Raw genomic sequence first — 22833 nt, 5'->3', positions numbered from 1 at the left:
CTGCCAGGGTCCCGTCTTTGTTTTCCGGTTGCGGCGACAAGACGTCTGCAACCGGAATGGGTATGTTCATCGCCGTCAGGACGGGTGCCGTCTGGCGAACCCGGTCTGAGGGTCATTTCTTGCCCGGTGTGCCGTCGAACTTCTTCTCAAGCGATGTCCAGCAGTCGATATAGTCGTCCTGCAGCGGTGCCTCATTGGCGGCAAACGGTGTCAGGTGCTGGGGGAACCGGGTTTCGAACATGAACGACATCGTCTGGTCCAGCTTTTCCGGCCCCAGATTGGAATAGGACGCCTTGTCAAAGGCTTCCCTGTCGGGGCCATGCGGGATCATCATGTTGTGCAGGCTGGTGCCACCGGGAACGAAGCCCTGCGGTTTCGCATCGTATTGACCGTAGATGTTGCCCATCAGCTCGGACATGATGTTCTTGTGATACCAGGGCGGGCGGAACGTATCCTCCATCACCATCCAGCGTTCGCGGAACAGGACAAAGTCGATATTTGCGGTGCCGGGCTGGCCAGAGGGTGCCGTCAGAACGGTAAAGATCGACGGGTCGGGATGGTCAAACAGGATCGCGCCAACCGGGCAATAGTTGCGCAGATCGTATTTGTAGGGTGCATAATTGCCGTGCCACGCCACCACATCCAACGGGCTGTGTCCGATTTTAGTGGTATGAAACTGGCCACACCATTTGATCGTCACGGTCGACGGGGTTTCACGATCCTCATAGGCAGCGACCGGAGCTTTGAAATCACGCGGGTTGGCCATGCAGTTGGCCCCGATCGGACCGCGACCCGGCAGTTCAAACTTCTGGCCGTAATTCTCGCAGACAAAGCCGCGTGCCGGGCCTTCCAGGACTTCAACCCGGTAGAGCAGTCCACGCGGGATGATCGCGATTTCCTTGGGCTCAAGGTCAATGATTCCCAGTTCAGTCGCAAAGCGCAGGCGTCCTTCCTGTGGCACCACCAGCAACTCGGAATCGGCCGAGAAGAAATAGTCGTCGACCATGGATTCGGTGACCAGATAGATATGGCAGGCCATGCCAACCTGGGTGTTCACGTCCCCCGCCGTCGTCATGGTCCGCATCCCGGTCATCCAGTTCAGACCTTCGTCGGAATGCGGCACCGGATCCCAACGATACTGGCCCAGGCTGATCACATTCGGGTCGATGCAGGGGGCCGATTTCCAATAGGGCAGGTCGATTTTTTCGTAACGGTGCGAATGCTTTACCGACGGGCGAATACGATAGCACCAGGTGCGTTCAGGCGGGTTGGCGGTAAAGGCCGTGCCGCTCAGCTGTTCACCGTAAAGCCCGTAGTTGCACCTTTGCGGGCTGTTCATCCCCTGCGGCAGCGCATCGGGCAGCGCCTCGGTTTCAAAGTCGTTGCCAAAGCCGGGCATGTAACCGGCATGGGTACCAACAGGCGTTGCTGCTTGCGTCAATGAATGCGGATCCGTCGGACGGTTCATTACGTATTCCTCCGTTTGCTGCTTGTCGGTTAATAGTTGATTTTGTAACTAACAAGCATGACACATGACGAATCTGAAAAAAATGATGACTTTTTCCTGCAGAATTTTCTGCCGTTCCTGCTGAACCAGGCGGCCGAGCGCGCCTCGTTGGAATTTCAGGCTGTCTACAAGGGGCGGTACGGAATGCTCAGAACCGAATGGCGGGTGCTGTTCCATCTGGGGCTGTTTGGCGAAATGACCGCCAAGGAAATTGGTGAACGGGCCAGAATGCACAAGACCAAGATCAGCCGTGCAGTCTCCAAGCTCGAGGAGCGCCGGTACCTGAAACGCACACGGGACGAGGCTGATCGGCGGGCGGAATGGCTGACACTGACACCCGCCGGGCAAGCCGTGTATCGCGACTTGTACGGGGTGGCGGCAAGCTATGACGCCAGGCTGTCGGACCTGTTCAGCGAAAAAGAGGCCGCCTTGCTGCGCCAGATGTTGCGACGGTTGGCTGGTGTGGACTGACCACTGGTAATTGGCACCTGCCGTCCCCAGATATGTGTCATGCTTGATACGGAATTTGAAATGACGTCATTCGAACCTGCCAAGGTGTCCACACACACCCTGATCGACTGGTTGGTCCAGAAGGGGCTTGAGGGTGCCGGGCAGGAAGAGTTGCTGGAAGGCTTCTGCACCAGCCTGGTCGATATGGGCATTCCGCTGATGCGGTTTCATGCGGCGCAGTCGACCTTGCACCCGGTTTATGGCGGAACCGGATATAGCTGGTACAAAAGCACCGGCGGTGAATCCGAGAAGTTTGAAAACACGGATACGCCCAGCGAAATGTGGCAACAAAGCCCGCTTTATGCGCTGCTGAACGAGGATCTGGATGAAATCCGGGTCAAACTGGTCGACCATAATGAACCCAGCCGATTTCCGTTGTTGAACGACCTGAGAGAGGTTGGGGCGACCGATTATTATGCCACCGGCATCTCGTATGAGGGGTCGGGGAAGATGCGCCCCGACGGTACCAAAAAAGTCAGTGATGGCGTCCTGATGTCCTGGGCCAGCGATGCGCCGTCCGGGTTTGATGACAGCGATCTCAGGCACATTCATGCGGTATTGCCGCATCTGGGGCTGGCGCTCAAATCCGCCAAGAACCAGAACCTGACCGAAGACCTGATGCGGGTCTATCTGGGTCGTGATGCCGGGCGCCGCGTCCTGTCGGGTGAGATTCGTCGCGGATCATTGCAGCAGATCGATGCGGTGATCTGGAATTTCGATCTGGAAGGGTTCACCAACCTGTCTGAAGATCTGCCGGGTCACGAGATCATCGACATGCTCAATGATTACCTGGCCGTGGCCGTGGGCGTTGTGCACGACAAGGGTGGGAATATCCTGAAATTCATGGGCGATGGGCTGATGGCCATGTTCGATGTCGGCGAAATCGACGAGGACGCCCGTGCCGCGCTCAGCGCGGTGCCCTTGCTGCAAGCCCGTATGGATGAATTGAACGCCAGACGTCAGGCGCAGGGGTTGCCGGTTGCGAATTTCACGCTGGCCCTGCATTCCGGCGAAATCCTGTATGGCAATATCGGGTCCGAAACACGGCTGGATTTCACGGTGATCGGCCCCGCCGTCAATCAGGCCGCCCGCATCGCGGGAATGCACCGGTCGCTGGGTCAGCGAATCCTGATCTCGGACGACGTCGCGGTCGCGGCACGCCCCTGCGCGCAAGACCTCATCTCGGTCGGGCGCTACATGCTGCGCGGGGTGAACGAACCCAAAGAGCTGTTCACGGTATACAGTTCCGGCGGGCCATCAGTTACCGGGTGAAACCGAGGCTATTCCGTTCAGCGGTTCCAAAGCTGAAAGCCGTGAGGGAGCACATTTGTTCTGCCGGACAAGAACGGCGGGTTGGAGCGGATGTTCGAGGGCAGTGAGGCCTTGAACGAAGGGCTGGTTTGAGGCCTTCTTTGACATTGAGAATAGGTGCTGAGCGTGCGATGCACGAAGCATGGGCACGAATAACTTTCTACGAGCACAAAGAGGCCAAGCTACAAAACGGCAGCGCTGGCAAGCTGGGGCGTTAGTTGAGATTCCAATAGCTGAAAACTGTTGGGCATATGGGCAACTTGGGGAAGAGTATTTCGTCGCGGTTTTTGAAGGATATTTCTCAGAGCGCCCGGCAATCAAAGATCTGATTCACCTACCGATATTGTTCAAGTCCTTTGTCTACCGTGACGTTATTAGCAGAGGTTTTTGGCTGAAAGTTGGCTGGGTTGAGCCTCGAAGTGATGTGATGAAGGAAGACTACCGTTTCAAGCAGGACAATGTTTCCGGGGCTCTTTCGCTTTATCATTCAGACTTTGCGGAGCAAGGCTGGGAACGGCCAGCGCTTCTGAGCGAGTGCCTTGGATTGGAATGCGTTGCTGTTTGGGAAGCAAGTCATGTTGAAGACCGGATCGTCGCTGCTCGTAACGGCCACGAATGTAAATGGGTCAGTTCCTTGGCGATTGATGTGCCAAGAGTTCCCGCACACCAGAACGATATTCATTGACGATAGATATCCGCTTCGTCCGCGTCCCAGCCTCCAATACAGCTGATCAGAAATCGACTTCGACACCCGGCAGGTTCAGCTCTCGCATCATGTCGCGCAGTTCCTGCCGTGCTGCGATGTTCGAGATGTTCAGCTGTTTGACGCCAATATCCTTGAGGTCCAGCAGGGTCAGGCCGCGGGGAAACAGTTCGCGAAAGATCACCCGTTCGGAAAAGCCCGACGCGACGCGGAAGCCGATACGCTGCGACAGCATTTCGATCGCGCGCTGCATCTTTTCCTTGTTGACCATGCGCTGGGTGCCGACGCGGTTGCGCACAACGACCCAGTCGATGGGCTTCAGCCCGGCCTGCGCTCGCAATTGCCGGGCGTTCCAGACCATCTCGGAATAGACGGACGGGCCAAGGATTTTCTCACCCTTTGAATCAATCCGCGCCAGCAGGTCAAAATCGATGAAACTGTCGTTCAAAGGGGTGATCAGCGTGTCGGCCAGCGAATGGGCCACCTGGCTCAGCCGGGTATGAGAGCCGGGGCAGTCGATCAGGATAAAGTCACTGTCGCTTTCTAGTTGCGACACGGCAGCAGACAGGCGGTGGTCATAGATGTTTTCGCCCGGCTTCAACGTGCTGGCATCAATCTCGGGCAGGTCGTGATGGCGTGGGCTGGGCAGTGTCAGGTCCGCGCTTTTCAGAAAGTTGTTCCGGTTCTCGAAATACCGTCCAAGGCTGCGTTGCCGCAGGTCCAGATCAAGCGTGCTGACCTTGTGCCCCAGTCGGGCCAATGCGGTTGCCACATGCATCGACACGGTCGATTTGCCAGCGCCGCCTTTTTCGTTACCGACCACAATGATATGTGCCATGCTTGTATTCCCAAGTCTTGCCGTGTTTGACTACACGTTGTTGGCACCCACTATATGTTGTGTCGCCTGCGATGAAAAGAACCTCAAGCGGCGCTTTTGGGCATTATCGGACTCTATTTTGGAAAACACAGCGCAGTGCGCGGGTTACGGGAAGGCACCAGTCTGGTGATCTGCCTTGATCGGCTATCCGATCACGGTCTTGGCAGCGATATCGCCGTGTCGGCGCCTAGTCCCGAACATCTTGAACAACCGCTGCCTGCAACGATCCGCACTGGAATCAATCGCGCCGTTTGCCTGATTCACACATGTACAGATCGCGCTCCCAAAGGGTCCTTTCGCGGTGACGCCGCTTGGTCCGGATCGTGAAAACTATGCGGGGGGCGGAAAATTTGGTTAAATACCAAACAGATTTACACCGAATAACCTTGCAGGCTTTGCACGGGTCCTCTTCGGTTCATCTTCAAAGCAGGTGAAAGGGGCATTGGCATGCCGGACACTGCTGCGGAAAGTTCAGGCGGTTCACGCGTTGTTCTTGCAATGACGGCCATTTGCATGATGGTCGTTGGCTTCAACACCACCGCTGTTGCGACCATCCTTCCGTATCTGAAGGCCGAGTTCGACCTGACGCCTTCGGGCCTGCAATGGGTGATGGCGATCTACACAGTGGCCAGCGCGACCCTTGTGACGATTGTAAGTCGGCTTGGGGACATCACGGGCAAGATGGGTGTCTTTTTCTTTGGCATGATCGTGTTTGCCTGCGGCTCTGCTTCTGTGTTGTTTTCACAGAACGCGGCGATGCTGCTGATTGGGCGTGGCGCGCAGGGGGCGGGGGCGGCGGCCCTGTTCGGCACCTCATTGTCCCTGCTGACCGCCGCAACGCCCGAGGAACAACGGGCCAGCGTGACCGGTGTTTGGGGCGCAATCGTGGGCCTTGCGATAGGCGTCGGGCCCATAGTCGGAGGAAGCTTTGCCAACTTCCTGAGCTGGCGCGGTGTATTCGCCACGGACCTTGTGTTGCTTGCCATTGCGTTTGTGATCGGCCTGCAGGTCAGCAGGAAAAACTATGTCCCGGATACGCGCCTTCAGGGTGCGAAATTCGATACCGCAGGGGCGATAGCCATTGTCTTGCTTCTGGGTCCATTGTCATTCGCACTCAGCAACGGTGAAGCACGCGGATGGGACAATGCCCTGACCATTGTTCCTTTGGGGGTCGCCGCTTTGGCGGCTGTCGGTCTGGTTTATACCTCGCGGCGCAGCGACGATCCGCTGGTCGAGTTCCGATATTTCCGGCACCCGCGCTACCTTATGGCGGCAACGGGGATGTTCTTTGTGGGATTTGCGTTGTTTTGTTTCTTTATCTATTTCAACGTGTTCGTCCAATCCCCGGACGCGTTCGGCTATTCACCGGTTGAGGCAGGCGTCGCGATACTGCCGCTAAGCCTGAGCATGTTTGTCATTTCCGTCACCGCTCCGCGCCTGCTTGCGCCATACAGTTTTCAATGGCCGGTGACCGTCGCAATGGGATTGATGGCCTGCGGCTTCCTGCTTTTGACAACAACCTCGAACATCGACAGCTATGCTGAAATCTGGTGGAAGCTGATCATTGTGGGGGTTGGCATCGGCATTTGTTTTTCGTTGCTGCCCCGTCTCGGGCTTCGGTTGCTGCCCGACGAACATGTCGGACAGGGGTCCGGGGTGATCAACACATTCCTGTATTTCGGGGCCACGATGGGATCGGTTGTTGGCGGTCTGGCCGCATCCCTGACCATCCGCTCCGGCCTGTCCGAAGTCATCGCGGCGCTACCCGACGGGTCGGCACAGCGCGGCGACCTTGCGCGCGCCCTGACGCATGGCACGGCAACACAGGTGGAACAGTTGATTGCCGGGCTTGACCCGTCAACAGGTTCAACACTGGCCAAAGCATTGCGTGACCTGCGGGATAATGCGTTTGATGCGGCGATGCTCATGGCTGCTATCGCGGCCTGTATCGGGCTGGTGATCGCGCTGCTGTTGCTGCGCGGTCCGGTTCCGCCATTGCACGACGCGGCCGAACTCACGAAACCCAAGGATCAGAAACCGGGGAAAGCAGGGGCCTGAAACGAAAGAAGGCCGCCCGCTGGCGACCTTCCTTTGAAAGACTGTGGCAAAGGTTCAGAAACCCAGGCCTTCGTATTTCTTCTTGAACTTCGACACGCGGCCGCCAGCGTCCAACAGGCGCGACGAACCACCGGTCCATGCAGGATGTACCGAAGGGTCGATTTCCAGTGCCAGCTGGTCGCCTTCGCTGCCCCAGGTGGATTTCATCTGAACGACGGTGCCATCGGTCATCTTGACGTCGATGACGTGATAATCGGGATGGATGTCTTTTTTCATCTTTCCGCTCCTTACGCTTCGGCGCCAGCTTTGGGCTTGTAGTTGGTGACCTCTGCGATACGTGCGGATTTACCGCGACGCGAGCGCAGATAGTACAGTTTGGCGCGGCGAACGCGACCACGGCGGACAACGGTGATGCTGTCGATATTGGTCGAATACAGCGGGAACACACGCTCCACGCCTTCGCCAAACGAGATTTTGCGAACGGTGAACGAACCGGCAATGCCGCTGCCGTTGTTGCGCGCGATGCAGACGCCTTCGTAGTTCTGCACACGGGTGCGCGACCCTTCGGTCACCTTATAGCCGACACGGATAGTGTCACCGGCTTTGAAATCGGGGATGTCTTTCCCCAGGGCGGCAATCTGTTCCGCCTCAAGCTGTGCGATCAGGTCCATCGCAGTTTCTCCTATCTGCTCGTGGTTGGTCCACGAAGTTGGGCACGGCCTGAGAGCTCTTGGTCTTCACCGGGTCCTGCGTACAGCCCGCCAGAGGTCAGATCGAATGTTCCTTTGGTCTGGCCTGACCCGACGCATCCCTGCCGAAGAAAACGGGACGTCACGCCATGGTGCAAACCAAAACACCGGAGACGCAGAACGCGGCACCGGATTGCGGTCGTTTAAGGGTATTGCCGGCAGGGATCAAGGGAAAAACGCCCTGTCTTGCCCAAGGCGCCGGTAGGAATCCGCCAGCCTGAAAGTAAGGCGTTGCCAAGCGGCCCAGATCAGGCATTCTGAGGCAAATAATATGAGCAGATATTTCAGACAGGACCCTATGATGCGATTGGCATTCATGCTGGCCATAACGGCCGTCGCGCTGATGTCTTGCGGGCGGGGCGGCCCGAAACCTCAGGCCGTCGAACCCGTTCCGGGCGTGGACAGGACAGCACCGCTTGTGATCTACCCCGATTTCGGCGACGCGGATCCCCATGACTGGGAAGGGCGTCACCCCGGACAATACCCGATCCATGGCCTTGACGTTTCACGCTGGCAGGGGCCGATTGACTGGCGCACGGCCCGGGCATCAGGCGTCAGCTTTGTGTTTCTGAAAGCGACCGAAGGCGGCGACGTGGCCGATCCCCTGTTCGATGATCACCGCCGCGGCGCACAGTCGGCTGGTGTGCCCTGGGGCGCCTATCACTATTACTATTTCTGCCGTTCGGCCCGGGAACAGGCCCGCTGGTTCATCCAGAACGTGCCCAAAGGGGCAGACCTGCCGCATGTGCTGGATATGGAATGGACGCCGCATTCCAAGACCTGCACGCTGCGACCCGATGGCAGAACCGTCCGCGCCGAGGCGCAGCGTTTTCTGGACATTCTCGAACGACATTATGGCCGCCGCCCGATCGTCTATACCACGGTGGATTTCTTTGAAGACACCGATATCGGGCGCCTGCCCAAGACCGAGTTCTGGTTGAGATCGGTTGCGGGCCACCCCCGCACTGTCTATCCCCGCGCGGTCTGGCGGTTCTGGCAATATACCGGCACCGGTCTGGTGCCAGGCGTTCAGGGCCGGGTAGACATCAACACCTTCAACGGCACGCCAGACGTCTGGGCCAGATGGAAGGCCGGGGGTTAGGTCTTTGGTGCGCCGTAGGTTTCCATAGTGCCGCCGCCAACCAGATGGTCCAACCGGCGCTCCCGCTCTTCCCCAAAGGCGTTGCGCACACTAGACCTGCGGCAAGTGCGCAACAATCCGGCCTATCACTCAGACGAATCCGACCAGGATTTTTCATAGTCGGCCCAGATATCCGGGCGCCGCTCGCGGGTAACGTCCTCAGCCATCTTGTGACGCCATTCGGCGATGCGGCCGTGGTGGCCCGACATCAGAACCTCGGGTATCGGGCGGCCTTTCCAATCCGCAGGACGGGTGTACTGCGGATGCTCCAGCAGGCCCGAGGAAAAGCTTTCCTCTTCGGTCGAGGCCTGATTGCCCAGAACGCCGGGGATCAGGCGCACCGTGGCATCAATCAGGGCCTGTGCTGCAATCTCACCGCCGGTCATCACGAAATCCCCCAACGAGACCTCCTGCACACCGTAATGCTCCAGCACGCGCTCATCCACGCCTTCGAACCGGCCACACAGCAGGGTCATGCCATCGCAGCGTGCAAGGGTCTGCATCATGCGCTGGTCCATGCGCCGCCCGCGCGGGCTGAGGTAAATCAGTGGCCAGTTGCCCTGAATGCCCGCCATGGTGTGCTCGATGGCTTCGCCCAACACATCGGGCCGCAAAACCATACCCGCGCCGCCCCCGGCGGGCGTGTCGTCCACGTTGCGATGCCTGCCGACGCCGAATTGCCGCAAATCCACGGTTTCCAGCTGCCACAACCCCTCCTGCAGGGCCTTGCCGGTCAGGCTTTCCCCCAGAACGCCCGGAAAGGCAGTTGGAAACAGGGTGATAACCTTGGCTTTCCAGACGCCGTGCAGGTCCGGGGTGGGTGTCATCAGCTCACGCGGTTTCAGCGTGGCCCGGATCGCCTTGCGACCATGGGATTTGCCGGGTTTGTCAGTCATTTCTGGCGGGCCAGTTCATGTTGGGCGGTTCGAATCAGGGCCTTTTTCTGAGTGATCAATGCCGCTTCGTCCAGCGATGATCGGTTCAGGGCTAGCATTTCCCTCAGAACGTCGTCGGACAGCTGAGGGCTTTCATGCACGGGCTTCACAAGCTGCGCAGATTTCCCGGGTGGCAGGGCGAGAAATTCGGCAAATGGTGCGCCCAATCCAAGGTGGTGGCCTTTCAGCGCTTCCATCCACGCGGTCCGTACCGTGACAGTTGGCAACCGGTCCCTGATCCGGTCTGCCGTGTTCTGTAGCGATGGCAGGTGCGCAAGATCAGCGCAATAGCCGTCCAGGTCCTGAACCATGCGCGACAGGTGCAGATCGTGGGCCCAAAGGCTGCGCAACCACACATCGCGATTGCGTAACGACAGGTAGACGGTGATGTCGGTTTCTTCGCCCACCAGACGGCGGCGCAGCACGCTGACGACCGTTTCCGCCAGTTCGGGTGCGGCCCCGTATCCTTCGATTTTGTTCCTGCTGGGGCGCAGGCCCAGAAAATTCTCTTCGCTCAGGATCAATCCTCGGCGTGCTCCGAAATCCAGACCGTCGAAAAAAGTGTGCAGTTGACCGCCAAAACCCGCCAGCGTGTCATCCAGTCGATAGATCGAATGGCGCGTGGCCGCTTCGCTTAAACCGGCCTTGCGGGTCTTATACGGAAGGACCAGAGCGAAATGAGGCCAGATCAGCTCGCGGTTTTCATGCAGAAAGGACTGTGCTGCCGTCATGCCGGTCTTGTGAAAACCCAGATGCAGCAGAACACGTCGCATCAGATCAGGCCTTCGGGCGGGTCGGCCACGATGCGGCCCTGTTCCAGATCGACGGTTGGCACCACCTGCATCGTGAACGGCAGCAGAACCGTCGCCTTCAGGCCCGGCCCGTGTAGTTCCAGCAGGTCCGTGGCCCCGTGGTTCTGCACGGATTTGACCTTGCCGAGAAGGGTGCCGCCGGTGTCATAGACCTCAAGCCCAATCAGGTCTGTGTGGTAGAACTCGTCATCGGGTAACGAGGGCAACTGATCGCGCCGCGCAAACAGGCGCAAACCGTTCAGGGCATCCGCCTGTTCCTTGGTTTCGACGCCGCCAAGACGGGCGGCAAAACCGTTCTTGATCGTACGCGTCAGAACCACCGGATAACGTTCCTTGCCGGTTTCATCCGTCAGTGGCGAATACGTCTCGATATCTTCGGGAACGGCGCAGAAGCTTTTCAGGCGCACTTCACCACGTACACCATAAGACCCCGCGACGCTGCCGACGCAGATCAGATCATTCATTGGCAGCCCCCGTCGTCAAACAGATCCCGTTTCTCCACTCGCCAAGCCCTTCGCAGGCTTCGCGCTGATTGTTGCGCTCAAAGAACACGCCCACAATAAAGGCGATCAGCAGCAGAATGGGAAGGCGTATCAATCCGAACATGCGGCCCTACCTTGTTTCGATCTTCAGGCTGTCGGCCCGGTTTTCCCAGCCAACCTGCTCAAGTTCGGGGGTGTCAGAGATCTGTTCCGGCCATCCGACACAGAAATACCCGATCAGACGCCAGTTGCCCGGCACATCCAGATCGCGCGCCATCTGTTCGGGGTCCAGAATGGATACCCAGCCCAGCCCCAGCCCCTCGGCCCGCAGGGCCAGCCAGAACAGGGTGATCGCAGAGACCACGGAATAGCGCCGCATCTCGGGCATCGAGCCCGCGCCAAGACCCATTCCCTTGTCGGTGTTGTCGTCGCAGAAGATGGCCAGTTGCACCGGCGCTTCCTGCATCCCCGACAGTTTCAGGCGGCTGTAAAGCTGCGCCCTGTCGCCGGAATAGCCCGCCAGGGCGTCATCATTGGCGGTTTGGAAATTCCTTAGCGCCGCAGCCCGGGCCGCTGCGCTTTCGACGCGGATCACGCGCCAGGGTTCGCTCAGCCCCACGGATGGGGCCAGCCGAAACGCGTCGAGGCAGCGCGCAAGCACTGCCTCGTCTACTGCGTCGCCGCGGAACCGGCGCACATCGCGCCGGAGCCGCAACAACAGATCGAACTGCGTGCGAAATGCGTCAGTAAAGGTCTGATCCCGCACGCTTCGGCCTGCTTATTCTTCTGCAGCCGCTTCTTCAGCCGGTGCAGCAGCCGCTTCGGCAGCTTCCGCAGCCTTTGCAGCTTTCTCTTCCGCGCGTTCCTGAGCTTTCTTGCCCGGGGTGCCCTTGTTGGGGTTGTTGCGCTCGGCCTTGTCACGGGTGCCGGCTGCTTCCAGCATACGCGCGATACGGTCGGTGGGCTGGGCGCCCTGATCCAGCCAGTGCTGAACGCGTTCCATGTCCATTTTCACACGCTCTTCGCTGTCTTTCGGCAGCAGCGGGTTGTAGGTGCCCAGTTTCTCGATGAAACGGCCGTCGCGCGGCATCCGGCTGTCAGCCGCCACGATGCGGTAAAACGGACGTTTTTTCGAGCCTGCGCGGGCGAGACGAATTTTCATTGCCATGGTGGTATCTCCTTTGAATGGCATCACGCCGGAGGCGTGTATTTGATTGGCCGGTGTCTTTTCCGGTTAATTCTGGTGTTTGTTGAACCTCTGGTTCACTTCTAACTTGCTGAACCTCTGGTTCACCCTTGGTGTTTCCTGTGGTGTCGGATGACTTCCTGAATGATGAAATTCAGAAAAGCCTTGGCGAAATCGGGGTCCAGATCGGCCTCTTTCGCCAGGTCTTCAAGCCGTGCGATCTGCGTGGCCTCACGCGAGGGATCGGACGGGGGAAGGTTGTGTTCGGCCTTGAGCTTGCCAACGGCCTGTGTGTGTTTGAACCGCTCGCCCAGCGTATAGACAAGGATCGCGTCCAGCCGGTCGATGCTTTCGCGATGCTCTTTCAGCAATGCAGCCGCGCGTGTCACGGGGTTGTTCATTGGCCGGTCCTTTCGGGTGTCGAAACGTCAATCTTGGGGTGCCGCCACACCTGGCAGGGCTGGCCCAGCAGTTCGGCATTGTCGCGCTCCAGCGTTGCACCCAACCGTTCGGCCAAAGCGCGCGAGCGGTCGTTTTCGTGGGCGATATACGAAATCAACCCGTTCAGGCCCTGATGCCGCGCCGCATAGGACCGGGCGGCAAGCGCCGCCTCATAGGCAAACCCTTTGCCTTCGAAATCTTCCATCACGGTCCAGCCCAGTTCAGGCTCGTCCCAGCCGGGGGCGTCAATCAGTCCGACGTTGCCTGCGAACCGACCGCTGGATTTCTCGGTCAGGTGCCAAAGGCCAAATCCTTTCAACGCCCAGTGCCCAAGGCGTCTGGCCAACATGCCCCAGCTTTCCAGCGCGTCCCGGGGTCCGCCCACCAAATGGCTGCGCTCGGTCGCAAAGAATGCGGTCAGCGCAGGCAGATCATCCAGATGCGGGGCACGCAGGATCAGGCGTTCGGTTTCAACGGTGGGGATGGTGAACGCGGTCATGCGTAGGCCTCCATCCCGCCATTCACCAGATCGGCAGGCGCGGGGTGCCGCCAAATCTCGGACTTGCCGAATTTGGGGTGGTCATAGTGATACTCGAACTGCGCGCCCAGCCGTTTCGCCACCGCCTTGCTGGCATGATTGTCCAGATCAATCAGCGAGATCGCCGTTTCCCACCCCAGAACATCATACGCATAAGACCGTGCGGCCAGTGCCGCCTCGGTCGCGTAACCCTTGCCGGTGGCATGGTTCATCAGTGTCCAGCCGATCTCGGGTTCGGGCCAGCCTTCGGGGCACCAAAGCCCGATCCGCCCGACATAAGTGCCCGAGGCTTTTTCCTCAGCGCTCCAGAACCCGTAACCGCGCAGGGACCAGTGGCCCAGCAGCGAAGCGATCAGTCGCCAGACCTCATCCCGGCGCAGTGGCCCGCCGACGAACTTCGCCGCATCGCTGGCGAAAAACGCGCTATCGGCGTCCAGTTCAGCCTCGGACGGCGCGCGCAGGATCAGGCGCTCGGTTTCAAGCCGGGGGATATGTTGGGCGACGGCGTTCATTACTTCTTCTTGCCAAACCCGCTCAGGCCCTGAGGCAGCCCCATGCCGCCGCCCAGGCCGGGCAGTCCGCCGGGCATTTTGCCGCCCATTGCCTTGGCCGCCTGTTCCAGTGCCTTGGGGTCCATGCCGGCTGCCATGTCTTCGGGGCTGGGGCCGCCTTTGCCGAACATGCCCTTCATGGCCTGTTTCAGCATCTTGCCTTTGCCCATCTTGCCCATCTTCTTCATCATGTCCGACATCTGCCGGTGCATCTTGAGCAGCTTGTTGAGGTCGCTGACCTCCATCCCCGAACCGGCTGCAATCCGTTTCTTGCGGCTGGCTTGTAGCAGCTGCGGGTTGGCGCGCTCGCGTTTGGTCATGGACTGGATCAAGGCGATCTGTTGGCGCAGGATCTTGTCGTCCAGACCCGCCTGATCCATCTGCTTGGCCATTTTGCCCATGCCCGGCATCATGCCCATCATGCCCTGCATGCCACCCATCTGGATCATCTGTTCCAGCTGCATTTTCAGGTCGTTCATGTTGAACTGACCTTTGACCATGCGCTTCATCATGCGCTCGGTCTGTTCCATCTCCATCGTTTCCTGGGCCTTTTCGACCAGGGCAACGATGTCGCCCATGCCCAGAATACGTCCGGCGATCCGGTCCGGCTCGAAGGTCTCCAGCGCGTCCATCTTCTCGCCCAGACCGACAAAGCGAATGGGCTTGCCAGTCACTGCGCGCATCGACAGCGCCGCACCACCGCGCCCGTCCCCGTCCATCCGGGTCAGGACCACGCCCGAGATACCGACCTTGGCGTCGAATTCTTCGGCCACTTCAACGGCGACCTGACCGGTCAGGCCGTCAACAACCAGCAGGGTCTCGCGCGGGTCAACCGCATTGCGGACCTGCTCGACCTCGTCCATCAGCACTTCGTCGATATGCAGGCGACCGGCGGTATCCAGCATGTAGACGTCATAGCCGCCCAATGTGGCTTGCTGCTTGGCGCGCTTGGCGATGTCGACGGGTTTCTGGCCCGGTACAATCGGCAGCGTATCAACGCCGACCTGCGCGCCCAGAACCGCCAGCTGGTCCATCGCCGCCGGGCGATAAACGTCGAGCGAGGCCATCAGGACCTTCTTGCCCTCTTTCTCTTTCAGGCGCTTGGCCAGTTTACCAGTGGTGGTGGTCTTACCCGAACCCTGCAAACCGACCATCAGGATCGGGGCAGGCGGGTTGTCGATCTTCAGCTTGCCGGGGTCTTCCTCACCACGCAGGGTATCGACCAGCGCGTCATGCACGATCTTGACGACCTGCTGGCCGGGGGTGATCGACTTGGTCACCGCCTGACCGGTTGCCTGGTCCTGCACCTTCTTGACGAATTCACGCGCCACCGGCAGCGAGACGTCGGCCTCAAGCAGGGCAACACGGACCTCGCGCAGGGCGGTCTTGACGTCTTCTTCAGACAGAGCACCCTGTTTGGTCAACCGGTCAAAGACGCCGGAAAGGCGTTCGGATAGATTTTCAAACATGCCTTCGGCCTCCTTAGCCGGTTATCTGATGGCGCGCCCTAGATAGGATGCGTCGGTTAAATGCACAAACGCCCCCACGGGCGAAACTCGCTGGTGGGGGGCGATCCCTGAACGACTCAAGGGACCGGAAGATCAAGACGCTTCCGGATGTTTGGAGGTCATCTACGCCTCTGGGCGCTGCGAGTCAAGGCAAACGCTTTGAGCATCTGGCCACTTGGTGTAGCGTCCAAAGGTCGGGGTCAGTTTTGGAGTTTGGTCATGAGTCAACCATTGCCGCAGCGCACCAAGGATTATGTCGGTGAAGTCACGAATACCGATATCTGGTCCGACTTCATAATCCGTCCCGACGACATCTTTGTCTGCACGCCTCCCAAATGCGGCACCACGTGGACGCAGACGCTGGTACGAATGCTGATCACCAAAACCGCGGATCCAGCCGTGTACAACAACGCGGTCTCACCCTGGCTGGATTGCGGTTTCAGAAATCGTGAGGAGCAGGACAGAATACTTGCCGCACAAACGCACAGGCGATGCATCAAGACCCACACGCCATTGGACGGGATCACCTATTCCCCGGATGCGACCTATCTGGTGGTGCATCGTCATCCGGTTGACGTGCATTTCTCGCTGCGCCGCCATGTGGAAAACATGAAAGACGACTGGCTGGACTACCTGTTTCCAGATGATCTTTCCGAAGCCTTCGCGATGTTTCTGGACCGGCCCGCCTCGTCAAAGGGCACCGACGATCTGACACTGGCCTCATACCTCCACCATTACCGTTCATTCCGCGCGTTCCGGCATCTGCCAAACATTCATTTCCTGCATTACGCGGAACTCAGCCGCGATTTGCCGGGGCAGGCGGCGCGGATCGCAAACATCTTGGGGACCGAGATCGCACCAGAAATGATCGACGATATCGCTGAGGCCGCAAGCTTTGGTTCAATGAAGGAAAACGCCCGGCGCGCTTCGCAGCAGCCTGGTTTCAAAAGCGCGTTTCAGGACTACGCGCAGTTCTTCTCGTCCGGGACCAGCAACAAATGGGAGGGCAAGCTGACCGCCGATGACATGGCCCGATACGACGCGCGCCTGTCCGAAATGGTGACACCGGCCGATCGAGCCTGGCTGGAGCACGGACAAGTCCTGTAATCGTCAGGCCTGTTCCTTCGTGTCTTCCTGCTGCGCGGGCAGCCATGCGTTGACCGCGTCAACCAGTTTATGCGCGCCGCGCCCGTTCGAGAACGCATCGACAATCGGATGACGCCCTTCGCTCATTCCCTTGTCCAGCACCAGAACCGGGCGATACAGCGTCGAACTGCTGCTGTCGCTGCGGAAAGTCGAGCTTTCAACTTCGGCATGGGACAGGCTGGACAGCTGATGCTCGACCGCTTCATAGCCAAAGACAGACTGCCTGCGGATCAGAATGCGGTTCTTTGTGCGGTCCAGAATGACCTGAACCCGCCGCACGAAAACGCAGAACGCCCCGACACCTAGCCCGCCGCCGATTAGAGCAAAGAACAGCCCGAACCAGATATTCTCGCCGCCGTCACTGACCATGACCAGCCCTGCGCCGACAAAGGTCAATATGAAAAAGACCAGCATGATTCCAATGAACCAGGGCGTGTCGGCAAGGATCAGTTGGGTCGGAGTGTTTCGTGTGACTTTCATGGCGGCACGCTAACACCGTTTTCTGCTCTGCCCCAGCTTGAATTCGCCGCCATGTTGCGCGATGAGCGCTACAAACAGGAGGGCCCCATGGACGCATCATCCACATTTCAGGATACATTGCCGCTCAGTTCTGACGCGCTGTTGGCGCAGCTGGATGACTGGGGGCTGCCCTACCGCCTGCATACCCATGTTCCCTTGCGCACGGTCGAGGACTCCAAGGCCGTGGAAGGCCAGTTCATGGTGCCGGGCGAGAACGCGTTGCGGGTCAAGAACCTGTACCTGCGCGACAAGAAAAAGCGCAACTACCTGGTGACGCTGGAACAAAGCCGCGAGATTGACCTAAAGGCGCTGGGCGCAGAACTGGGTGTCGGCGCCCTGTCCTTTGGGTCGGCAGACCGGCTGTTGCAGAACCTTGGTATTCGCCCCGGTGCGGTCAGCCCGCTGGCGATGATCAACGGTGTGCAGAACAATGTGCAATTCTTCATGGACGCCGCCGCCCAAGGGGCCGAGGTGATTTATATGCACCCGTTGGTCAATGACCGTACCGTTGTGATGAAACAATCCGACGTGATGGCGTTCTTCGATCGCATCGGTTGCACCATTACGTGGCTGCCCTGATCACTCAAGCGCCAGTTTCAGCGCGGCGGCGACATGCGCGGCGGACGGGTTGATGAACAGGTGCCCATCGGCCTCGAATACCGGGTCATCCAGATACTTTGGAAAGGCCAGCGGCAGCTCGGTACAGGCCAGCAGGATGGCGGTTCCGGGACGGGCATGTTTGTTGCAAAAGGCCAGCAGTCTTGCGCGGGCCGCATCAGAGGCACCACCGTAGAAATCACTGTCGATCATCGCCTGCATCTCGGAAATCTCGGAGTCGGGCAGCCGCGCATTCGCGGTGATCCCCTCGGCCGCCAGACGATCCGCATAGTTGGTGGCCTGCATTGTCACGGTTGTTCCCAGCACCAATGCGTTTGACACACCTGTGCTGGCCGTGGCCTCTGCCGTTGCATCGAAAATGCTGAGGATGGGCATGGAAACACCCTGTCTGATCGCGTGCAGCCGCGCGTGCGGGGTGTTGGACGCTATGATGCCAAAATCGCATCCCGCGCGCTCCAGCGTCAGCAGCGCGTCGCGAAACACCGCATCAAACGCCGCCCAGCTGGCTTCGTCCCCGGCGACACCTCGCAAGGCGCGGGTCTTGGCCTGTGTGACGGACTCGATGGTCATGGCAGGGATCGGCAAGGGCGCGCCGTGGCCGCGCGCCGCAAAGTGACGCCCGGCACCCTCGGCAATGGCACGGTAATAGTCCACGGTCGAGGCCCAGCCCACACCGCCCAGAATTCCGATCTTTTTCATGCGCGCCATCCAGTCCGCCAGTTCCATCTGACCAGCAGACTGGACGTTTCAGGGCTCAATGACCAGAGGCGATCAGGCCGCCAGTTCTGTCACCGCCTTTTTGGCGCTTTCCAGCGCGGCTTCGGGGTTCACCGCCATCTGATCCGCGGCGATGACCGCCACATCATGGATGCCGATAAAGCCCAGAACGTGACGCACATAGTTGGTGGCAAAGTCGATCTCGGATCCGACGGCAGTACCGCCCGACGCGATTGCCAGAATGGCGCGTTTCCCCTCCAGCAACCCTTTTGGGCCGTTCTCCGAATAGGAAAAGGTCAGGCCCGCGCGGGCGACCAGGTCGATCCAGGCCTTGAATGCAGCGGGGACCGAGAAGTTGTAGATCGGCAGGCCGATAACGATGGTATCGGCCTCTTGCAATTCGGTCACCAGCGCGTCCGAAAGGGCCAGCCGGTCGCGCTGCAGGTCGTCGCGCTGCTCGGCAGGGGTAAAGTTGGCGGCGATCCAGTCTTCGGTCAGCAGGGGCAGGGGGGTAGCCAGGTCGCGGCGGATGATGCGGTCCGCACCCAACTGCCGGACGATGCTGTCAGACAGGTCGCGGGTGGTCGAAGCAACGCGGCGGGCAGAGGCGTCGATATGCAGGATGGTTTTAGCCATTTTCTGGGTCCTTAAGGTCAGGGTAATCTTGTTCTGGTCCCAATATGGCTGTTGCGTTTGCGAACAAAACTCGGATACATCAACAGTTATTGTTGGAAATTGCACAGAGCGGTGTGACGATGGACAATTGGGATGAGGTGAGGACCGCCTATCAGGTGGCACGCATGGGAACCGTCAGCGGTGCCGCCGAGGTTCTGGGCGTGCACCACGCCACGGTGATCCGCCACATCGACGCGATCGAGGCCCGGTTGGGTGTCAAACTGTTCCAGCGCCATGCGCGGGGATACACCCCGACCGAAGCGGGCGACGATTTGCTGCGCGTGGCGCAGGCTACCGAAGACCAGTTCAACCAGCTTGTCGGCCGGATGAAGGGGCGCGGTGACGATGTGTCCGGCGAACTGGTGGTGACGTCGCTGGGCTCCATCGCGCCATTGGTGGTGCCGACGCTGACCGAATTTCAAAAGATGCACCCCGAGCTGATCGTGCGCTACCTGACCGGAGACCGTCTGTTCCGGCTGGAATATGGCGAGGCGCATGTTGCAATCCGTGCGGGATCGGCCCCGGATCAACCCGACAACGTTGTGCAGCCCTTCCGGCAGGAAGAAGTCGGCCTCTATGCCAGCATCTCGTATATCGAACGGCACGGCAAACCTTCGGGCATCGAGGATTTCGGAAACCACCACTTCGTCAGCTCTGACGATGAAAGCAGCCGCGCGCCGTTCACCCGGTGGCTGCGCAACACGGTATCCGCCGACCGCATCACCTTTCGCTGCACCAACAATTTCTGTATGCGCGAGGCCGTTCTGGCCGGTGCCGGTATCGGCTTTATGGCCCGTTGGGAGGCCGCCCGTCATGACACTCTGGTCGAAGTGATCGACCCGCTTCCGGAATGGTTCGGCAACCTGTGGCTGGTGACCCATGTGGACCTGCACCGAACCACCAAGGTGCAAACGTTCCTGAGTTTTTTGAAAGAGGCCTCCAAAGGCTGGTGCCCATGAATCCGCAGATGCGCGGCCATCTGGCCATGCTGACTTTTTCGGCCCTTGTTGCAGGCAGTTTCTCGCTTGGGTCGATGATTGCCAACGAAATTGCCCCTGCTGCCTTGAACGCGGTGCGCTTTGCCATCGCGGCTGTGGTGATTGGTGTGGCGGCATTGGCGACAACCGGTCTGCCCCGCAGTGCCGCGCAGGCGCCCTGGCGGTTTCTGGTGCTGGGCGGGTTGTTCGCCACATACTTTGTCCTGATGTTTTACGGGTTGCAAACCGCCCCGCCGGTCAGCGCTGCCGCGGTTTTCACCCTGACCCCCGTTGTCTCGGCCATTGCGGGCTGGGTCCTGCTGCGCCAGATCACCACGCCGCGCATGGCAATGGCCCTGACCATCGGTGCGATTGGGGCGCTATGGGTGATCTTTCGGGCCGACTGGCAGATGTTCCGCGCCTTCCAGATCGGCGGGGGCGAGATCATCTATTTCTGGGGATGTGTCGCGCACGCGATTTACACCCCCATGATCCGCAGGCTGAACCGCGGAGAACCTGCCGTCGTGTTCACGTTCGGAACGCTGGTTGCCGGGTGCCTGTTATTGGTCCTGTTCGGCTGGTCCGACCTGAAGGCGACCGAATGGGCAGCCCTTCCCGCCATCGTCTGGATCGGGTTGTTCTATATCTCATTCTTCGCAACAGCGGCTAGTTTCGTTCTGGTGCAATTCTCCTCGCTTCGGCTGCCGTCGGCCAAGGTCATGGCCTATACCTATCTGGTGCCAAGCTGGGTGATCCTGTGGGAAATCGCGCTGGGCAAACCTGTCCCGACGGGATTGATCCTGGGCGGTGTGGCGCTGACGGTCATTGCCCTGCTGATGCTGCTGAAAGAAGAGGCCCCGCGCCCCAGCCCTCAACGCCGGGCAGCTGAATAAGGCCGCTTCCGGTCTGAAACCGGAACGGATTGCCCACGAATTCCAAAGGCAAAATCTGTTGAGCCAGATCAAGGCAGGCCCTTGGTCTCAGGACTACCTTGGAAGGCGGACAAAAGGAGGAGATTATGTTCAAACATATCATGCTGCCGATTGACCGCCACCTGCCGCCCGAGGTTCGCAAGGCCGCAGATGTCGCCGCGCAGGTGGCAAAATGGCAGGGCGCCAAGATCACTCTGGTCAGTGTCAGCGGGGCCCATATGGGTGCATCCTCGGAAACCGAGGCCGAGATCGACAAGCAACTGGCCGACTTCACCGAACAGCTTGCATCAAAAGGCGCGGCCGAAGTTGCGGTGCGCAAGATACACTCGGTCGATGTTGCTGCCGAAGTGGACAGCGATCTGACCCGCGCGGCAGAAGAGATCGGTGCAGACCTGATCATCGTGGGCACCCATGCGCCCCGGATCACCGATTACATCTTTTCCAGCCACGCCGGATATCTGGCCAAACATGCCAGCATGTCGGTCTTTGTGGTGCGCTAGGTCTCGTCCGAGATCGGAAGCTCGACTTCCAGAAACCGTTCGAACGCATCCAGGTTGATGGGTTCGAACTGACCGAACCCCTGCATCCAGACCGAAGCGGTGCGCAGCGCGTCGGGTTCCAGCTTGCACCATTTCACCCGGCCGCGCTTTTCCTGTGATATCAGCCCGGCCTTGGTCAGGATGACCAGATGTTTCGAGATCGCCGCCAGCGACATCTCGAACGGCTCGGCCACATCCGTCACGGCCATATCGTCCTCCAGCAGCATCGCCAGAATGGTGCGGCGGGTGGGGTCGGCAAGGGCCGCAAACACGGTGTCGAGATCGTTGGACATGGGTCTTTCCTAATGGGCGAGAACCCGTTTGACAATTTCCCCCATCACGTCACTGTGCAGCGGTGATGCGCAAGGGGGGCGGCTATGGCGCTGAAATACTGGCTGGTGATCTGCGTCCTTGGCATCGGGTGGGGCATGTCTTTCATGTTCAACGCCATATTGCTGCGCGAACTTGGGCCGCTATCCGTGTCATTGGGGCGTGTTGCATTTGGGGCGCTGGGCTGTTGGATCTATGTGATTGCTGCCCGTATGCCGGTTCACCTGACACTCGGGCGCGCCATCGGTCTGCTGGGGTTCGGGGCGCTCAGCTATGCCGCACCATTTGCGTTCTATGCGCTTGGGCAGCAGCATATCGCGTCCGGCGTGGCGGGGATCGTGAATGCGACAACACCGGCCTTTGCCGTCATCGTTTCGCATTTCTGGCCGGGAAGCGAGCGTGCGACGCTGTTGAAATCCCTTGGCGTGTTGTGCGGCTTCATCGGGATTGTCGTGTTGTCCGTCCCGATTTTGCACAATGGCGAAACCTCTCAGTTCTGGGCGGTTCTGCTGACCCTGTGCGCGCCGATCTGTTACGCGTTTTCCGTCAACATTGCGCGGGCCTTCCGTGACATGCAGCCGGTGGTGCTGGTCGCCCTTGCCCTGACAGGAGCGACATTGGCGATTTTACCCCTGGCGCTTTGGCGTGAAGGCCTGCCGGTGATCGAGCACACTGAAACATGGCTTTCGTTGCTGATGATCGGTTTTGTGCTGACCTCGGCCGCTTTCATTGCCTTCTACTGGTTGCTGCCCAGAGTCGGGCCAACCAACATTTCGACCGTCACGCTGATCGCGCCGGTTTCCGCCCTGATACTTGGAACCTGGGTTCTGGGGGAAACTCTGCAACCCGAACATTTGATGGGCATGGCGGCGATTTTTGCCGGGCTCTTGCTGATCGACGGACGCCTTGTTCGACACCTGTGGCCTCAGCGCACGCACAAAGATCAACCAAAAGGTTGAATATGGGTTTTTGGGAGATTGTTGCCGTTCAGGGCATGGGCAAGCAATTTGGCTGGACGAGTTAACCAGTAATAACAGTTTAAAAACAACACACTAACCTGCGTCATTTCAC

The 22833-nt window shown here is 59.4% G+C and carries 29 protein-coding genes; 11 read left to right on the top strand and 18 right to left on the bottom strand.

The features are described from left to right. Positions 1 to 112: 112 nt before the first annotated feature. Positions 113 to 1468 (bottom strand): homogentisate 1,2-dioxygenase, encoded by a 1356-nt coding sequence (gene hmgA / locus ACR0AD_RS10335; protein WP_480487210.1) that lies wholly within the window; start codon positions 1466 to 1468, stop codon positions 113 to 115. A gap of 57 nt (positions 1469 to 1525) precedes the next feature. Here hmgA and ACR0AD_RS10330 point away from each other — a divergent pair, with 57 nt between their 5' ends. From ACR0AD_RS10330 to ACR0AD_RS10320, 3 genes are all read left to right on the top strand, one after another. Further along, positions 1526 to 1978 (top strand): MarR family winged helix-turn-helix transcriptional regulator, encoded by a 453-nt coding sequence (locus tag ACR0AD_RS10330; RefSeq protein ID WP_480487209.1) that lies wholly within the window; start codon positions 1526 to 1528, stop codon positions 1976 to 1978. A 39-nt stretch (positions 1979 to 2017) separates the two neighbouring features. Continuing rightward, positions 2018 to 3289: an adenylate/guanylate cyclase domain-containing protein gene (locus tag ACR0AD_RS10325; protein WP_480487207.1), complete on the top strand. Its 1272-nt coding sequence runs from the start codon at positions 2018 to 2020 to the stop codon at positions 3287 to 3289. A gap of 181 nt (positions 3290 to 3470) precedes the next feature. Continuing rightward, the gene (locus ACR0AD_RS10320; RefSeq protein ID WP_480487205.1) at positions 3471 to 4013 is read left to right on the top strand and encodes a hypothetical protein; all 543 of its coding nucleotides are present in this window, start codon (positions 3471 to 3473) and stop codon (positions 4011 to 4013) included. Positions 4014 to 4059: 46 nt separating this feature from the next. Here ACR0AD_RS10320 and ACR0AD_RS10315 read toward each other — a convergent pair whose 3' ends face one another. Continuing rightward, a complete protein-coding gene (locus ACR0AD_RS10315) occupies positions 4060 to 4869 on the bottom strand; it encodes a division plane positioning ATPase MipZ (RefSeq protein ID WP_480487203.1) in 810 nt (269 codons plus the stop codon). Positions 4870 to 5355: 486 nt separating this feature from the next. On the opposite strand from ACR0AD_RS10315, the gene ACR0AD_RS10310 reads away from it, so the two are divergent. Continuing rightward, positions 5356 to 6966: an MFS transporter gene (locus ACR0AD_RS10310; protein WP_480487201.1), complete on the top strand. Its 1611-nt coding sequence runs from the start codon at positions 5356 to 5358 to the stop codon at positions 6964 to 6966. A 54-nt stretch (positions 6967 to 7020) separates the two neighbouring features. Here the strand turns inward: ACR0AD_RS10310 and rpmE are convergent, their stop codons facing one another. Together rpmE and rplS are read right to left on the bottom strand one after the other, a co-directional pair. Beyond that, complete coding sequence (gene rpmE, locus ACR0AD_RS10305; protein ID WP_267366773.1) at positions 7021 to 7242, bottom strand: 50S ribosomal protein L31; 222 nt, start codon at positions 7240 to 7242, stop codon at positions 7021 to 7023. A gap of 11 nt (positions 7243 to 7253) precedes the next feature. Next, entirely contained in the window at positions 7254 to 7637 is a 384-nt protein-coding gene (gene rplS / locus ACR0AD_RS10300) for a 50S ribosomal protein L19 (RefSeq protein ID WP_267366771.1), read from the bottom strand. 379 nt (positions 7638 to 8016) lie between these two features. Here rplS and ACR0AD_RS10295 point away from each other — a divergent pair, with 379 nt between their 5' ends. Beyond that, positions 8017 to 8817: a glycoside hydrolase family 25 protein gene (locus ACR0AD_RS10295; RefSeq protein WP_480487199.1), complete on the top strand. Its 801-nt coding sequence runs from the start codon at positions 8017 to 8019 to the stop codon at positions 8815 to 8817. A 125-nt stretch (positions 8818 to 8942) separates the two neighbouring features. On the opposite strand, the gene trmD is transcribed toward ACR0AD_RS10295, so the two are convergent. The 10 genes from trmD to ffh all read right to left on the bottom strand — a co-directional run bounded on the left by trmD (position 8943) and on the right by ffh (position 15270). After that, positions 8943 to 9752 (bottom strand): tRNA (guanosine(37)-N1)-methyltransferase TrmD, encoded by an 810-nt coding sequence (gene trmD, locus ACR0AD_RS10290; RefSeq protein WP_480487197.1) that lies wholly within the window; start codon positions 9750 to 9752, stop codon positions 8943 to 8945. After that, a complete protein-coding gene (locus tag ACR0AD_RS10285) occupies positions 9749 to 10564 on the bottom strand; it encodes a hypothetical protein (protein ID WP_480487195.1) in 816 nt (271 codons plus the stop codon). The genes trmD and ACR0AD_RS10285 overlap by 4 nt, the downstream gene beginning before the upstream one ends. After that, complete coding sequence (rimM, locus tag ACR0AD_RS10280; RefSeq protein ID WP_267365325.1) at positions 10564 to 11067, bottom strand: ribosome maturation factor RimM; 504 nt, start codon at positions 11065 to 11067, stop codon at positions 10564 to 10566. The genes ACR0AD_RS10285 and rimM overlap by 1 nt, the downstream gene beginning before the upstream one ends. After that, positions 11060 to 11209, bottom strand: a complete 150-nt coding sequence (locus ACR0AD_RS10275; RefSeq protein ID WP_209506115.1) for a hypothetical protein — start codon at positions 11207 to 11209, stop codon at positions 11060 to 11062. Before ACR0AD_RS10275 ends, rimM begins: the two co-directional genes overlap by 8 nt. 6 nt (positions 11210 to 11215) lie before the next feature. Continuing rightward, positions 11216 to 11851, bottom strand: coding sequence for a 5,6-dimethylbenzimidazole synthase (gene bluB / locus ACR0AD_RS10270; RefSeq protein ID WP_480487193.1), 636 nt, complete (start codon positions 11849 to 11851; stop codon positions 11216 to 11218). 12 nt (positions 11852 to 11863) lie between these two features. Beyond that, on the bottom strand, positions 11864 to 12253 hold the full coding sequence (gene rpsP, locus ACR0AD_RS10265; protein ID WP_209506119.1) for a 30S ribosomal protein S16: 390 nt from the start codon (positions 12251 to 12253) through the stop codon (positions 11864 to 11866). 122 nt (positions 12254 to 12375) lie between these two features. Then, the gene (locus ACR0AD_RS10260; RefSeq protein WP_209506121.1) at positions 12376 to 12672 is read right to left on the bottom strand and encodes a chorismate mutase; all 297 of its coding nucleotides are present in this window, start codon (positions 12670 to 12672) and stop codon (positions 12376 to 12378) included. Further along, positions 12669 to 13211: a GNAT family N-acetyltransferase gene (locus ACR0AD_RS10255; protein WP_480487191.1), complete on the bottom strand. Its 543-nt coding sequence runs from the start codon at positions 13209 to 13211 to the stop codon at positions 12669 to 12671. The genes ACR0AD_RS10260 and ACR0AD_RS10255 overlap by 4 nt, the downstream gene beginning before the upstream one ends. Then, positions 13208 to 13762: a GNAT family N-acetyltransferase gene (locus ACR0AD_RS10250; protein ID WP_480487189.1), complete on the bottom strand. Its 555-nt coding sequence runs from the start codon at positions 13760 to 13762 to the stop codon at positions 13208 to 13210. The genes ACR0AD_RS10255 and ACR0AD_RS10250 overlap by 4 nt, the downstream gene beginning before the upstream one ends. Then, positions 13762 to 15270: a signal recognition particle protein gene (ffh, locus tag ACR0AD_RS10245; RefSeq protein WP_209506127.1), complete on the bottom strand. Its 1509-nt coding sequence runs from the start codon at positions 15268 to 15270 to the stop codon at positions 13762 to 13764. The genes ACR0AD_RS10250 and ffh overlap by 1 nt, the downstream gene beginning before the upstream one ends. A 258-nt stretch (positions 15271 to 15528) precedes the next feature. On the opposite strand from ffh, the gene ACR0AD_RS10240 reads away from it, so the two are divergent. Continuing rightward, complete coding sequence (locus ACR0AD_RS10240; protein ID WP_480487187.1) at positions 15529 to 16416, top strand: sulfotransferase domain-containing protein; 888 nt, start codon at positions 15529 to 15531, stop codon at positions 16414 to 16416. A 3-nt stretch (positions 16417 to 16419) separates the two neighbouring features. Here the strand turns inward: ACR0AD_RS10240 and ACR0AD_RS10235 are convergent, their stop codons facing one another. Further along, the gene (locus ACR0AD_RS10235; RefSeq protein WP_480483788.1) at positions 16420 to 16935 is read right to left on the bottom strand and encodes a hypothetical protein; all 516 of its coding nucleotides are present in this window, start codon (positions 16933 to 16935) and stop codon (positions 16420 to 16422) included. An 87-nt stretch (positions 16936 to 17022) separates the two neighbouring features. Between ACR0AD_RS10235 and ACR0AD_RS10230 the strand changes: the two genes are divergently transcribed. After that, positions 17023 to 17553, top strand: coding sequence for a prolyl-tRNA synthetase associated domain-containing protein (locus tag ACR0AD_RS10230; RefSeq protein WP_480483787.1), 531 nt, complete (start codon positions 17023 to 17025; stop codon positions 17551 to 17553). Here the strand turns inward: ACR0AD_RS10230 and ACR0AD_RS10225 are convergent, their stop codons facing one another. Next, positions 17554 to 18291, bottom strand: coding sequence for an aspartate/glutamate racemase family protein (locus tag ACR0AD_RS10225; RefSeq protein ID WP_480487186.1), 738 nt, complete (start codon positions 18289 to 18291; stop codon positions 17554 to 17556). Positions 18292 to 18363: 72 nt separating this feature from the next. Further along, on the bottom strand, positions 18364 to 18945 hold the full coding sequence (locus ACR0AD_RS10220) for an FMN-dependent NADH-azoreductase (protein WP_480487184.1): 582 nt from the start codon (positions 18943 to 18945) through the stop codon (positions 18364 to 18366). Between the two features lie 119 nt (positions 18946 to 19064). On the opposite strand from ACR0AD_RS10220, the gene ACR0AD_RS10215 reads away from it, so the two are divergent. The 3 genes from ACR0AD_RS10215 (at position 19065) to ACR0AD_RS10205 (ending at position 21393) form a co-directional block, all read left to right on the top strand. Then, positions 19065 to 19943, top strand: coding sequence for a LysR family transcriptional regulator (locus ACR0AD_RS10215; RefSeq protein ID WP_480487335.1), 879 nt, complete (start codon positions 19065 to 19067; stop codon positions 19941 to 19943). Beyond that, positions 19940 to 20854 carry a DMT family transporter gene (locus ACR0AD_RS10210; RefSeq protein WP_480487182.1) on the top strand — a complete coding sequence of 305 codons (915 nt, stop codon included), beginning with the start codon at positions 19940 to 19942 and terminating at the stop codon, positions 20852 to 20854. The genes ACR0AD_RS10215 and ACR0AD_RS10210 overlap by 4 nt, the downstream gene beginning before the upstream one ends. Positions 20855 to 20979: 125 nt before the next feature. Continuing rightward, positions 20980 to 21393, top strand: coding sequence for a universal stress protein (locus ACR0AD_RS10205; RefSeq protein WP_480483783.1), 414 nt, complete (start codon positions 20980 to 20982; stop codon positions 21391 to 21393). Here ACR0AD_RS10205 and ACR0AD_RS10200 read toward each other — a convergent pair. After that, positions 21390 to 21725, bottom strand: coding sequence for an ArsR/SmtB family transcription factor (locus tag ACR0AD_RS10200; RefSeq protein WP_480487180.1), 336 nt, complete (start codon positions 21723 to 21725; stop codon positions 21390 to 21392). The two genes, ACR0AD_RS10205 and ACR0AD_RS10200, sit on opposite strands and share 4 nt — an antisense overlap. 84 nt (positions 21726 to 21809) lie before the next feature. Between ACR0AD_RS10200 and ACR0AD_RS10195 the strand changes: the two genes are divergently transcribed. Continuing rightward, complete coding sequence (locus tag ACR0AD_RS10195) at positions 21810 to 22721, top strand: DMT family transporter (RefSeq protein ID WP_480483781.1); 912 nt, start codon at positions 21810 to 21812, stop codon at positions 22719 to 22721. Positions 22722 to 22833 lie beyond the last annotated feature (112 nt).

Source organism: Ruegeria sp. BH8 (genome assembly GCF_056538065.1).
Note: the sequence above shows the minus strand (reverse complement) of the source record. Positions and strands in the feature narration are given on the sequence as shown.

What these genes read in the sequence shown, in the direction of transcription:
- hmgA (WP_480487210.1), bottom strand. Translation starts at nt 1,468, where the DNA reads ATGAACCGTCCGACGGATCCGCATTCATTGACGCAAGCAGCAACGCCT.
- ACR0AD_RS10240 (WP_480487187.1), top strand. Translation starts at nt 15,529, where the DNA reads ATGAGTCAACCATTGCCGCAGCGCACCAAGGATTATGTCGGTGAAGTC.
- ACR0AD_RS10220 (WP_480487184.1), bottom strand. Translation starts at nt 18,945, where the DNA reads ATGGCTAAAACCATCCTGCATATCGACGCCTCTGCCCGCCGCGTTGCT.
- ACR0AD_RS10200 (WP_480487180.1), bottom strand. Translation starts at nt 21,725, where the DNA reads ATGTCCAACGATCTCGACACCGTGTTTGCGGCCCTTGCCGACCCCACC.
- ACR0AD_RS10275 (WP_209506115.1), bottom strand. Translation starts at nt 11,209, where the DNA reads ATGTTCGGATTGATACGCCTTCCCATTCTGCTGCTGATCGCCTTTATT.
- rpmE (WP_267366773.1), bottom strand. Translation starts at nt 7,242, where the DNA reads ATGAAAAAAGACATCCATCCCGATTATCACGTCATCGACGTCAAGATG.
- ACR0AD_RS10285 (WP_480487195.1), bottom strand. Translation starts at nt 10,564, where the DNA reads ATGCGACGTGTTCTGCTGCATCTGGGTTTTCACAAGACCGGCATGACG.
- ACR0AD_RS10260 (WP_209506121.1), bottom strand. Translation starts at nt 12,672, where the DNA reads ATGAACAACCCCGTGACACGCGCGGCTGCATTGCTGAAAGAGCATCGC.
- ACR0AD_RS10205 (WP_480483783.1), top strand. Translation starts at nt 20,980, where the DNA reads ATGTTCAAACATATCATGCTGCCGATTGACCGCCACCTGCCGCCCGAG.
- ACR0AD_RS10215 (WP_480487335.1), top strand. Translation starts at nt 19,065, where the DNA reads ATGGACAATTGGGATGAGGTGAGGACCGCCTATCAGGTGGCACGCATG.
- ACR0AD_RS10295 (WP_480487199.1), top strand. Translation starts at nt 8,017, where the DNA reads ATGCGATTGGCATTCATGCTGGCCATAACGGCCGTCGCGCTGATGTCT.
- rpsP (WP_209506119.1), bottom strand. Translation starts at nt 12,253, where the DNA reads ATGGCAATGAAAATTCGTCTCGCCCGCGCAGGCTCGAAAAAACGTCCG.
- ACR0AD_RS10255 (WP_480487191.1), bottom strand. Translation starts at nt 13,211, where the DNA reads ATGACCGCGTTCACCATCCCCACCGTTGAAACCGAACGCCTGATCCTG.
- ACR0AD_RS10250 (WP_480487189.1), bottom strand. Translation starts at nt 13,762, where the DNA reads ATGAACGCCGTCGCCCAACATATCCCCCGGCTTGAAACCGAGCGCCTG.
- trmD (WP_480487197.1), bottom strand. Translation starts at nt 9,752, where the DNA reads ATGACTGACAAACCCGGCAAATCCCATGGTCGCAAGGCGATCCGGGCC.
- ACR0AD_RS10235 (WP_480483788.1), bottom strand. Translation starts at nt 16,935, where the DNA reads ATGAAAGTCACACGAAACACTCCGACCCAACTGATCCTTGCCGACACG.
- rplS (WP_267366771.1), bottom strand. Translation starts at nt 7,637, where the DNA reads ATGGACCTGATCGCACAGCTTGAGGCGGAACAGATTGCCGCCCTGGGG.
- ACR0AD_RS10195 (WP_480483781.1), top strand. Translation starts at nt 21,810, where the DNA reads ATGGCGCTGAAATACTGGCTGGTGATCTGCGTCCTTGGCATCGGGTGG.
- ACR0AD_RS10225 (WP_480487186.1), bottom strand. Translation starts at nt 18,291, where the DNA reads ATGAAAAAGATCGGAATTCTGGGCGGTGTGGGCTGGGCCTCGACCGTG.
- ACR0AD_RS10310 (WP_480487201.1), top strand. Translation starts at nt 5,356, where the DNA reads ATGCCGGACACTGCTGCGGAAAGTTCAGGCGGTTCACGCGTTGTTCTT.
- ACR0AD_RS10320 (WP_480487205.1), top strand. Translation starts at nt 3,471, where the DNA reads ATGGGCACGAATAACTTTCTACGAGCACAAAGAGGCCAAGCTACAAAA.
- rimM (WP_267365325.1), bottom strand. Translation starts at nt 11,067, where the DNA reads ATGAATGATCTGATCTGCGTCGGCAGCGTCGCGGGGTCTTATGGTGTA.
- ffh (WP_209506127.1), bottom strand. Translation starts at nt 15,270, where the DNA reads ATGTTTGAAAATCTATCCGAACGCCTTTCCGGCGTCTTTGACCGGTTG.
- ACR0AD_RS10325 (WP_480487207.1), top strand. Translation starts at nt 2,018, where the DNA reads ATGCTTGATACGGAATTTGAAATGACGTCATTCGAACCTGCCAAGGTG.
- ACR0AD_RS10315 (WP_480487203.1), bottom strand. Translation starts at nt 4,869, where the DNA reads ATGGCACATATCATTGTGGTCGGTAACGAAAAAGGCGGCGCTGGCAAA.
- ACR0AD_RS10230 (WP_480483787.1), top strand. Translation starts at nt 17,023, where the DNA reads ATGGACGCATCATCCACATTTCAGGATACATTGCCGCTCAGTTCTGAC.
- ACR0AD_RS10210 (WP_480487182.1), top strand. Translation starts at nt 19,940, where the DNA reads ATGAATCCGCAGATGCGCGGCCATCTGGCCATGCTGACTTTTTCGGCC.
- ACR0AD_RS10330 (WP_480487209.1), top strand. Translation starts at nt 1,526, where the DNA reads ATGACACATGACGAATCTGAAAAAAATGATGACTTTTTCCTGCAGAAT.